This window comes from uncultured Jatrophihabitans sp. (genome assembly GCF_964246335.1).
GTDB lineage: Bacteria > Actinomycetota > Actinomycetes > Mycobacteriales > Jatrophihabitantaceae > Jatrophihabitans.
This window is the reverse complement of the sequence record NZ_CAXTQF010000013.1, coordinates 1-4,520: the sequence shown is the minus strand read 5'-3', so window position 1 is coordinate 4,520 and position 4,520 is coordinate 1. Positions and strand designations below refer to the sequence as shown.

3 protein-coding genes are annotated in these 4,520 nt (G+C 68.8%); 1 reads left to right on the top strand and 2 read right to left on the bottom strand.

Going from position 1 to position 4,520, the window contains the following annotated elements:
* Both ACFFCN_RS05850 and ileS read right to left on the bottom strand, forming a co-directional pair.
* On the bottom strand, window positions 1-290 hold a 290-nt coding region (locus ACFFCN_RS05850; protein WP_375490202.1), incomplete at its 3' end, for a hypothetical protein.
* 173 nt (window positions 291-463) lie between these two features.
* Window positions 464-3,595 carry an isoleucine--tRNA ligase gene (ileS, locus tag ACFFCN_RS05845; protein ID WP_375490201.1) on the bottom strand — a complete coding sequence of 1,044 codons (3,132 nt, stop codon included), beginning with the start codon at window positions 3,593-3,595 and terminating at the stop codon, window positions 464-466.
* 599 nt (window positions 3,596-4,194) lie between these two features.
* Here ileS and ACFFCN_RS05840 point away from each other — a divergent pair.
* A partial coding sequence (locus ACFFCN_RS05840) for a histone H1-like repetitive region-containing protein (RefSeq protein ID WP_375490200.1) occupies window positions 4,195-4,520 on the top strand: 326 nt, incomplete at its 3' end.

Below are 4,520 nucleotides of genomic sequence, written 5' to 3'. Positions count from 1 at the left end.
AGGAACGCGCCGAGCAGGAACGCGCCGAGCAGGAACGCGCCGAGCAGGAACGCGCCGAGCAGGAACGCGCTGAGGCTGAGCGTGCGGAGCAGGAACGCGCTGAGGCTGAGCGCGCCGAGCAGGAACGCGCTGAGGCTGAGCGCGCCGAGCAGGAACGTGCCGAGCAGCAGCGTGCCGAGCAGCAGCGTGCCGAGCAGCAGCGTGCCGAGCAGCAGAGCGCTGAAGAGCAGCGCGGCGCAGCGACCCGCCAGGTGTGGGTGCTCGACGGTCGCCCGCGGTACCACACGCACGACTGCTTGATCATCAAGGGTCAGTCGGCGGTGGCGATGGATTTCGACGGCGCCGTCGAGCAGGGTTTCCAGCCGTGCTCCCTGTGCTCACGCTCCTGAACGTTGCGATCTTGATGCGCTGACCGGGCTATGGCCCGGTCAGCGCATCAAGATCTACGGCGACGACCGCAGGGTCAGATTCTGCGCAGCCAGATCCGCAGGCCCATCTCCTCGTCGCCGGCCGGGAAGTACGCGTCCTCATCGTCGGGCAGACCTTCGCGCACGACGTCGGCGAGTACCTCGGCCGCAAGCAGCTGTTCGTGTGCCCGGATGGCTTCCGCGGGCTCCGGTGAGCCGCCCACGCGCCACCACAGCTCGATGCGGTCGCTGACCTCGAACCCGGCGTTCTTGCGTGCCTCCTGTATCAGCCGGACGACCTCGCGCGCGGTACCGGCAAGCCGCAGTTCGTGTGTCAGCTCGAGGTCCAGCGCCACGGTGTCCGAGGCCGACGACGCGACCGCCCAACCTGATCGCGGCGTTTCGGAGATGATCACCTCGTCCGCGCCGATGAGCACCGACTCGCCGTCCACCGGCACTGTCGCTTCGCCACGCCGGAAGGCCGCCACGAACTGCTCGGGGTCGACGGCCGCGATCGCCGACGCCACTGTCTGTGTGCGTTTGCCGAACCGGCGGCCGAGTTCGCGGAAGTTCGCCTTCACCGAGAGCTCGACGAGCTCGCCGGCGTCGCCGAGTCCGCTGACCGCGACGACATTGAGCTCGTCGCGGATCTGATCACGCAGGTCGTCGGGCAGCGTCGCCCACCCCGGGGCGGACACCAGCGCCTGCGCCAGCGGCTGCCGGGTCTTCATCTTCGAATCCGCCCGGGCGGCACGGCCGAGCTCGATCAACCGCCGCACGAGGGCGACCTGCTCCTCCAGCTCGTCGTCGACGAGCGCCCCGTCCGGCTCCGGCCAAGCCGTCAGGTGCACCGAGTCGGCGCCACCGGCCGGTACGAACAGCGCGTCCCAGACCTCGTCCGTGACGAACGGGATGAACGGCGCGAGCAGCCGGGTCAGCACGTCCAGGCACTCGTGCAGCGTGCCGAGCGCGGCGGCGTCGCCGTCCCAGAACCGTCGACGCGACCGACGCACGTACCAGTTGGACAGGTCGTCGACGTACGCCGCGAGCAACCGGCCCGCCCGCGCCGTGTCGTAGTCGCCCATCGCCGCGTCGACGTCGCGCGCCAGCCGGTGTGCTCGCGAGAGCGCCCAGCGGTCGAGCACCTGCCGCTGCCCGGCGGCCGGTGTCTGCCCGGGCGCCCAGCCGTTCGCCCGGGCGTACAGCGACTGGAACGAGGCCACCGACCAGTAGGTCCGGATCACCTTGGAGGCAATCTCCTCCAGTGCCTTGTGGCCGACCCGCCGCGACACCCACGGTGAGCCGCTGCACGCCATGAACCACCGCACCGCGTCGGCGCCGTGCCGGTCCATCAACGGGATCGGTTCCAGGATGTTGCCGAGGTGCTTGCTCATCTTGCGGCCGTCTTCGGCCACGATGTGGCCGAGGCACACGACGTTGCGGTAGCTGGACTCCTCGAACACCAGCGTGCCGATCGTCATCAACGTGTAGAACCAGCCGCGGGTCTGGTCGATGGCCTCGCAGATGAAGTCGGCGGGGTAGGACTCGCGGGCGAGTTCGGCGTTGCGGTGCGGGGCGCCGAATTGCGCGAACGGCATGGAACCGGAGTCGAACCACGCGTCGATCACCTGCGGCACCCGTCGGTAGGTGCCCTCCTCACCGTCGAGCGTGAAGGTCACGTCGTCGACGAACGGCCGGTGCGGGTCGGCGAGCTCGACGCCGGACAGGCGCTGCAGCTCGGCGAGCGAGCCGACGCAGATCAACTTCGTAGGATCGGCGTCGTTGCGCCAGATGGGTAGCGGCGTGCCCCAGTAGCGGTCCCGCGAGAGCGCCCAGTCGACGTTGTTGGTCAGCCAGTCGCCGTAGCGTCCGTGCTTGATCGTTTCCGGGAACCACTTCGTCTGCTCGTTCTGCGCGAGCAACTCGTCCTTGATCGCCGTGGTGCGCACGTACCAGGACGGCAGCGCGTAGTACATCAGCGGCGTGTGGCACCGCCAGCAGTGCGGGTAGCTGTGCTCGTACGCGACGTGCCGGAACAGGATCCCGCGCGCGCGCAGGTCGGCGGTCAAGGCCTCGTCGGCGTCTTTGAAGAACTGGCCGCCGACCAGCGGGATGTCCGCAGCGAAATGCCCGTCCGGCCCGATCGGGTTCACGACGGGCAGCCCGTAGGTCTTCGCGACGGCGAAGTCGTCGGCGCCGAATGCGGGGGACTGGTGCACCAGCCCGGTGCCGTCGTCGGTCGTGACGTAGTCGGCCAGCACGACGTAATGCGCGTCGCCCGGGAACTCGACGAGGTCGAACGGCCGCTGGTACGTCCACCGCTCCATCTGCGCACCGGGGACGGTGTCGAGCACGTCGACGTCCTCGCCGAGCACCGCGTGCAGCAGCGGCTGCGCGACGATGAACTCGCCCTGCTCCGTGTGCGCGCGCACGTAGTCGACGGCGGGGTTGACCGCTACGGCGGTGTTGCTGACCAGCGTCCACGGCGTCGTGGTCCAGACGAGCAGATCGGCGCCCTGCCACGGCCCGGAGGTCAGCGGGAAGCGCACGTACACCGACGGGTCGGTTCGCGTCTCGTAACCCTGCGCGACCTCGTGGTCGGAAAGCCCGGTGCCGCACCGCGGGCAGTACGGCGCCACCCGGAAGTCCTCGACGAGCAGACCCTTGTCGAAGATCGTCTGCAGTGCCCACCACACCGACTCGACGTACTCGCGGGTCATCGTCCAGTAGGCGTGCTCGTAGTCGGCCCAGTAACCCATGCGTTCGCTCATCGTCTCGAACGCGTCCACGTGTCGCTGGACGTCCGCGCGGCACCGGGCGTTGAACTCCGCGATGCCGTAGGCCTCGATGTCCGGCTTGCCGGTGAAGCCGAGCTCCTTCTCGACCGCCAGCTCGACGGGCAGGCCGTGGCAGTCCCAGCCGGCGATGCGGGGGACGTGGTAGCCCTTCATCGTCCGGTACCGCGGGAAGACGTCCTTGAACACCCGCGCCTCGACGTGATGGGTGCCGGGCATGCCGTTGGCGGTGGGCGGGCCCTCGTAGAACGTCCAGCGCGGGTTGTGCGCCGTCGCATCCAGGCTGCGCTGGAAGACCTTGGCGTCACGCCAACGCTCGATGACGGCGTGATCCAGAGCGGGGAGGTCGACATGCGGGGTCAGCGGGCGGTAGCCGCCCTGCTCGGACGTCATGCGGTGCACCTCTCGAGTCGTAGCGACCTGCGACCCGAGGGACGACGCCCGCCGCGCCGCTGACCGGCTCGGCGTGGCACCGCGGTACCACCCTCGTTGACGCGCCGGAGCGCGTCCGCTTCGTTGCCTTTCCGGTTCTACTGGGCCGAGAGCGGCTGTTCTTCCGGTTGCTCGGAGGTGATTTCGCGACGGGCCGGCGCCCCTGGGCTCACACCGTCCCCAGGTCGCTTCGGGCCAGATTCCGCCGCTACTTGTCCTCGTCGTTGCAAGGTCGTGCTGTCGTGCACCGACGAGCATAGCGACTCTCGGCCCTGCAGCCCCGCTTCGTGCGCGGCGGGTTGACTTGGCGACTCGTGATCAAAGCCCATATATTTACCGCCTTTGCTGGCGCTGATCGGCGACGCCGTCACGACGTGGCCGGCGACGAAAGGGGCTTCATGGCTGCCGTCGGACGTATTGGGCGAGCGTTGCGCCGCGTGGGTGCGCCGAGGCGCGGACGCACCGTGCGTTCGAATGTCAACGCCGACTCCCCGACAGATGCCGGGCCGTCCCGGACGCTGGCCGCCCGCACGTCCAGCCCCTCGCGCAAGACTGCCACCGTGCGGAAGACGGCTGCGAAGAAGACGGCTGCGAAGAAGACTGCGGCCAGAAAGGCGGCCGGCACGGCTGCTGCCAAGAAGACTGCTGTGAAGAAGACTGCGGCCAAAAAGGCCGTCGCCAAGAAAGCCGCGGCAGGAAAGACGGCGAAGAAGGTTGTCGCCAAAAAGGCAGCGGCGACGAAGACGGCGGCGAAGAAGTCGGCCCGCACCGCCGCCAAGAAGACAGCGGCGAAGAAGACCGCAGCGAAGAAGACCGCAGTCAAGAGGGTGACGGCGAAGAAGACCGCAGCGAAGAAGACCGCAGTCAAGAGGGTGACGGCGAAGAA